This is a genomic window from Bellilinea sp., from assembly GCF_053501535.1.
On record NZ_JBRCOK010000042.1, the window covers coordinates 1 to 6,141 of the forward strand.

General features: G+C 50.6%; 9 protein-coding genes. 2 read left to right on the forward strand and 7 right to left on the reverse strand.

All coding sequences use genetic code 11. From position 1 onward, the window contains the following. Both ACWIZX_RS04800 and ACWIZX_RS04805 read left to right on the forward strand, forming a co-directional pair. Positions 1-375 (forward strand): hypothetical protein (locus tag ACWIZX_RS04800; RefSeq protein WP_448334977.1); only part of this gene is annotated, 375 nt, incomplete at its 5' end. Between the two features lie 18 nt (positions 376-393). Then, entirely contained in the window at positions 394-729 is a 336-nt protein-coding gene (locus ACWIZX_RS04805) for a hypothetical protein (protein ID WP_448334978.1), read from the forward strand. Positions 730-765: 36 nt separating this feature from the next. Here ACWIZX_RS04805 and ACWIZX_RS04810 read toward each other — a convergent pair whose 3' ends face one another. The 7 genes from ACWIZX_RS04810 to ACWIZX_RS04840 all read right to left on the reverse strand — a co-directional run. Next, positions 766-1,683 carry an aldo/keto reductase gene (locus tag ACWIZX_RS04810; protein WP_448334979.1) on the reverse strand — a complete coding sequence of 306 codons (918 nt, stop codon included), beginning with the start codon at positions 1,681-1,683 and terminating at the stop codon, positions 766-768. A 158-nt stretch (positions 1,684-1,841) separates the two neighbouring features. Continuing rightward, positions 1,842-2,528 (reverse strand): hypothetical protein, encoded by a 687-nt coding sequence (locus ACWIZX_RS04815; protein WP_448334980.1) that lies wholly within the window; start codon positions 2,526-2,528, stop codon positions 1,842-1,844. 142 nt (positions 2,529-2,670) lie between these two features. Beyond that, complete coding sequence (locus ACWIZX_RS04820) at positions 2,671-3,405, reverse strand: hypothetical protein (protein ID WP_448334981.1); 735 nt, start codon at positions 3,403-3,405, stop codon at positions 2,671-2,673. 96 nt (positions 3,406-3,501) lie between these two features. Then, entirely contained in the window at positions 3,502-3,876 is a 375-nt protein-coding gene (locus ACWIZX_RS04825; protein ID WP_322792291.1) for a nuclear transport factor 2 family protein, read from the reverse strand. Positions 3,877-3,914: 38 nt separating this feature from the next. Then, positions 3,915-4,406 carry a nucleoside-triphosphatase gene (locus ACWIZX_RS04830; protein WP_448334982.1) on the reverse strand — a complete coding sequence of 164 codons (492 nt, stop codon included), beginning with the start codon at positions 4,404-4,406 and terminating at the stop codon, positions 3,915-3,917. A gap of 12 nt (positions 4,407-4,418) precedes the next feature. Then, positions 4,419-5,195 (reverse strand): ABC transporter ATP-binding protein, encoded by a 777-nt coding sequence (locus ACWIZX_RS04835; RefSeq protein WP_448334983.1) that lies wholly within the window; start codon positions 5,193-5,195, stop codon positions 4,419-4,421. 2 nt (positions 5,196-5,197) lie between these two features. Beyond that, positions 5,198-6,141 (reverse strand): FecCD family ABC transporter permease (locus ACWIZX_RS04840; protein WP_448334984.1); only part of this gene is annotated, 944 nt, incomplete at its 5' end.

Here is a 6,141-nt window from a genome sequence, read left to right on the forward strand (position 1 = left end):
GATCTAAGCAACGAAGATATGATTAATTATTTCAAAATTAAGACTACAAAGTCAACTGACCGTTATAAAAAGGGAATCGATGATTACAACTCTAATAAACAAAAATATTCTTCGCTGCCCCCCTTTGAAAAATTTTACTTAAGGGACCTTATCGAATTAGCCAAGCACAAAAAAATTATTGATCTCAGCAATGATGAAGTCATTAATTTGCGTAATGATGTAATGCATGCTCATGAACTGGTTATTAAGCGTGACCCAAATCAGGATGAATTCATTTACGATATCGAATCATTTGAAAAGTTGTTCAAACGAGTGAGATCTCTACTGGATGACATTAAACGGGTCAACAATCAAATTGCTTTCTCTGAAATTTAGGGTAAAGGAGATACGACCATGATGAAAGGATATGACACTTTCTTCGAAGAACCGGGAACCGTCGTTGAACGTATCTGCCGGGTTTGCGGAACGCCGTGCCTGGTTGAACGCAATAAGTTAGGTGCAACCAGTTGGGTCGCCGCAATGGCAAAGAGAGAAACCCTGCATGACTTCTTCTACTGCCCACATCATGAGCAAGAATGGCATCAGCAGGCACTGGAATTGGTTCAGGCAATTGAGGAAACACCCAGCAAGCGGCTTGCGTCCTTATTGCAACTAGATCTGATTGACCTGCTTAAGGAAAACGGAATTCAACCCCAAAACGAACCGGTCTCATCTGGCTCGTCTGAATAGCCAGTTTGATAGACCGTTTTTAGGTTGCCTTTTTCCTCACGGCAGCGTATTGCCTGCCGCCAGATAAATTTCATACCACTCTTTGCGGGTGAGGTTTACCTCGGCTGCTGTCACGCAGTCCTTCAACCGTTGAAGATTGGTAGTGCCGACCACCGGCTGCATTTTAGCAGGGTGGCGAAGCAGCCAGGCAATCGCGAGGGTCGTTTTCGTCACCCCATACCGCGCGCCAATCTCATCCATTTTGGCATTGAGCGTCGGGAATTTTTCGTTCCCCACAAAAACCCCTTCAAAGAAACCGTATAAAAATGGCGACCACGGCTGAATGGTGATCTCATGCAGCCGGCAGTAATCCAGCACACTGCCATCCCGGTCATAAGCCGCCGGCACGTCCATATTGACATTCATCCCGTTTGAAATCATGTAGGCGTGCATGATACTCAACTGCAACTGGTTGGCGAGAATGGGCTGCCTGACGTATTTTTTCAACAACTCAATTTGCATCGGCTTGTGATTGGATACGCCGAAGTACCTGACTTTTCCTGTGGAGTACAGGATATCGAACGCCTCTGCCACTTCTTCTGGCTCTACCAGGGCATCCGGCCGGTGCAGTAGCAATACATCCAGATAATCCGTACGCAAACGCCTCAGGATACCATCCACCGAATTGAGGATGTGTTCTTTCGAGAAATCGTAACGTCCCTCGCGGATGCCGCACTTTGACTGCAGAATAACCTTTTCACGCACACGGTCATTCATGTGAATTGCCTGAGCAAATATTTCTTCACAGGCGCCGCCGCCGTAAATATCGGCATGATCAAAAAAGTTTGCGCCAAGATCCAAAGCAGTCTGGACAAACTGCTCAGCCTCTTTAGGCTGTAATTGATTGATACGCATGCAACCGACCGCCACAACCGGCACTTCCAGCTCACTTACGCCCAGCCTGATTTTTCTCATAAGTTCACCTCGTTGATATTTTGGAATTTTCGTGCTGAAAGATTCGTTTGTTGCATCTTTTGTAATGCTTGGAAGTACCAATCGGTCAATTATGTGTCTTATTCCTCGGGCAACCTCTCAATGTATCGAGCTGATCAAGGAACATTCAACCAATCCCTTCAATGGCTCTGGAACAAACGATAAATTTCTATTGCCTGCCGGACGTGCTGGTTCAAAGCAGATAGAGCATCTTGGGCGAACGGCGTACTGTAATCCTCAAATACCAACAAATCCCCTTCTGTTATGATGCCCACAAGATTTGTACCGGAAAAATAATCCGCCATTCGGTCGGTGAAAAATTTGCGCACACCTTTCTGGTCACCGGAGAAGAGCAGATATTTTTTATTGAATTCCGGAAATTCAGGAAATTCAACCTTTTCATCCACCCTGGAAACCGCCTGTTCGATCATCTGATTTGCCAGTTTACCCAGCCCAAACTGTTTCGAGTCGATTTTTGGAAATATCTTGAATGGGGGCAAGGAGAGATTGGAAGACATGATCGCAATGCCCCTTGAGATGAGAACTCCATCGGGTGTATCCAGACCAAAAACATAGAGGACGCTGTCGGGCATTCTTCGCTGGTAAAGTTCTCGAAAGAAAGCATACGGGTTGCCATACAGATTACGAAGTCTCATTTCCAGGGTTGTATCACGGGGTATTGGTTTAAAACCGAGGCTTTGCAGGGTTTCTTGTCCTTTTTGTCTCTTTTTAGTAAAGCGAATTGATACCACCAGAAACAAAATGACCCCTAAACCAATGACCATCAGGGCAACCCATGCGGTTAATTCAGACGATTCGCCATTCATGGTACTCTCCAAAAAAAAACGGGATTTTAAGAAAAAAGGTTGGATGTTACTTAAGACTGACCTGAAAGAAGACCAAAACCACTTTATCCAATTCTCAGGCAAGTTGGTTATGACCTTTAACCATTTGACTTAATTCTTAACCTCATTCCTGATCCAGGGTCAAACCATCAAAATCGAAACAGGCGTACGATGTGTAAATTTTCTCCCTGCTCAGTTCTGACACCTCCCCTGATTGTGTAACCAATACCCTGACTGCAAAGAACTCATGGGTATCACAGCCCATTCGATGATCTGAATCGAATAAGTGAACCACATAACCCGCCGGGGTTTCCTCTACATGAGTTTCCTCAATAACACCCGCAAGATATTCTCGATTTGCATTGGGGGCAATATTAAAATCTGCCGTTAGGGATGTCATTGCCATGGCATAACTCAAGGCTTCATCGGCTGATTCTACCGGTGCAAAAATTTCGCGGAATTCCGTTCGTTTAATGACGAGCCGGTAATCGTCCTCATAAAAAACGATGTAACTGCGGTATCTTGAGTCCAGACCCGCGGGCTTTTTGAAATACGCCGGGTTGGGAGGATTGTTACCTTGATGAATACATTCTCCGATTGCATAAGACGGCATTAAGCCGCCGGTATAAAAACGCGGCGGGCTGATTTCATCACAACCCAGGGCAATCAATTCGGAGCAGGATTCTTGAAGCACACCAACACAACCCGTTTCTTTAATTCTTTCGGCATTGACCGACCAGTCAAGCGGTGGATAGTCAAAAACGACCACTGTGAGGGTTGGGGTAATATCAGACAGGTGTTGACAACTTGCCAGCAAGAATATCGGCGTAATCAACCCCATCAAACAATTTTTGAGCATGATTCTTGTTAGGGAAATACTTCGAAAAGATTATCAATCGAATTGATGATAACATATTTACGAAAGAAAGATTAAACAGTTTCGTTGTATTCTCTATTATCCCTTTACGTAGGAGAGTTTTTCACAGATCAACCCATCCCGCACACGATATACATCCACGCCGCGCACATGACCCTTCCTCCCCTGTGTGTCCACCCAGGAATATTTCCAGCGCATCACACAGCGCTCGCCCAAGCCAAAAATCTCCTCAATCTCAATCTGCGCCTGCGGCGACTGCTCAAAAAATTCTTGCCAAAAACGCATGACTGCTGGTCTTCCTTTGTATAACGTTCCATCCGGCGCGGGGTGGGTGTTTTCAAACAGGCAGTCCTCGCTCATGCGCTCCATCATTCCACTGACATCATGCCGGTTAAAGGCTTCATTAAAAGCCAGCACCACCCGCAGCGCAGATTCCACCTTTGCCAGCCGCATCGCGCAACTCCTTTCCGGGATGAACAGCTACCCCGCTTTTATTTTACCGGTTTTCGCACCATAATGACCGCTTGCGGCTGCCATTTCTCAGCATATGGCAACAGCGCAGGGCGTATCACCACCAGCGCAAGCCGATACGCCCGCGATTCAATTGCCGGCAGGGCTGCACTCCAACCCCGCCCCTGCTCCAGTTCCAAGGGCCCAATCTCATCTACCACCAGCAGATCGCAGGGTGCTGCCTGCTGAAAGAGTGTGTTTCCCCACTCCACCGTCTCGGTTTCAAATTGCCATTCGCGGGTGTGGATCAGGCCAGCCTGGTTCACCTGCCGGCGGCGTGCCAGCAGCCGACGTTCACCGCTACGCAGGTCGAGTGCTTCAATACCAACTTTATAGCCTTCCTGAAAGACACCCGGGCTGAGTACACCGCTCACCTGCCAGTCTGCTTCACGGGCAAGTTGAATCAAACGTTCACACCAGCGGGTCTTGCCCTGACCAATCTCTCCGCTGATAATCCACAATTCTCCGTCCATGAACGCTCCGGTTCACTCCCAGGTAAGGTGGCGGCGGCCGTCAAACTTCCACACCCGCAAGGGAATACCATAAGTATCGCTCAACAGGTCTGCCTGCCAGACTTCATCCAGCAGCCCGCTGCGCAAAACCTGCCCGCCGCGCATCAGCACCACCTGATCTGCCAGAGCGGCCACCACTTCCGGCTCGTGAGAAGTGAGCAGAATGGTCGTCCCGTTTTCCCTCAGGTTTTGCAGGCAGGTGATCAACCGTTTCTTGTTTCCCAGATCGAGATGAGAGGTCGGCTCATCCAGCAACAACAGGCTGGCTTGCTGCGCCAGCGCACGGGCTACCAGCAGAAGTTGAAATTCTCCACCGCTCAGCGCCTGCACGGTGCGTTTTACCAGCGGCAGCAGCCCCACCGTTTCCAGCGCCGAAAGGGCAATTTCCACATCAGCTGCTGCCGGCATTTGCAAAGGAGAAAGGTGAGGCGCGCGCCCCAACAACACATATTCCAGCAAAGAATAGGCAAAGGGGTTGGCCTCACGCTGCGGTACCAGCGCCACCCGCTGCCCAAGTTCCTGACGGGAAAAAGCCGCCAGCGGGCGGTCTTCCAGCCAGATCTGCCCGGCTTGCGGCTGAAATCGTCCATAAGCCAGCCGCAGCAGGGTGGTTTTGCCGGCGCCATTCGGGCCTAAAATCGCCGTTACCTGACCGCGCGGCACGGACAGGGTTAAACCCTGCAACGCCCGGTGAGGAGCATCCGGGTAGGTGTAAACCACATTTTCAAATCGCAGGATTGGATCGGTCATGATCACACCTTCACGGTGCGGCGGGTCATCAGGATGAGAAAACCGAACGCGCCCAGCAGTGAAGTCAGCACTCCCAGCGGAATTTCTCCCGCGCTGAGGGTGCGCGCCAGGTCATCGCAAAGGATCATGAAAATCCCGCCCAGCAGAAAGGCGGTTGGCAAACCATCGCGCGCGTCGGCTCCGCTCAGCCGGCGCGCCAGCTGCGGCACCAGCAGCCCAACCCAGCCGATCAACCCGCTGATTGAGATGGAGGCAGCCGTAATCACCACTGCCATGAACAGCACCAGCAGACGTTCGCGGTTGGCTGCCACCCCCAGCGAAAATACAACCTCATCTTCCAGAGCCAGTAAATTTAACCGCCAGCGCATCAACCAGAGAAACACCAACCCCAAACTGATGAGCGGTAGAACCGACAACACGGCGCGCCAGGTAATGCTCGACAAACTGCCCAACAGCCAAAAGGTGATATCCGGGAGCTGGCGTAAGGGATCGGCCAGGTACTTGATCAGCCCAACGCCGGACGCAAATAAAGCCGACACCGCAATGCCCGCCAGCAGCAGGCGCAGCACCCATCCGCCGTAACGAACCCGCCGCGCCAAAAGGTAGGATAATGCCAGCCCGAGCAGGCCAAATAGAATGGCGCTGATCTGCACCTGCCAGTTGACTCCGCCCAGAACAAGAATGCTCACTGCAGCGCCGAAGGCAGCTGCCTGCGAAACGCCCAGAAATCCCGGTTCCACCAGCGGATTGGCAAACACCATCTGCATCACCATGCCGGCGCCGGCCAGGCTCATCCCAATCAAAAGCGAAGCAATCAGGCGCGGCAGGCGCAGGTTGAGGATCAAGCGCTGAGCCAGTGCATCTTCCGCCAGTTGTGCTGGAGAGATCAAGCCCACCTGTGGATAGCGTCCAAAAAACAGCGAAACGGCAAAAACAACCAGCAGCA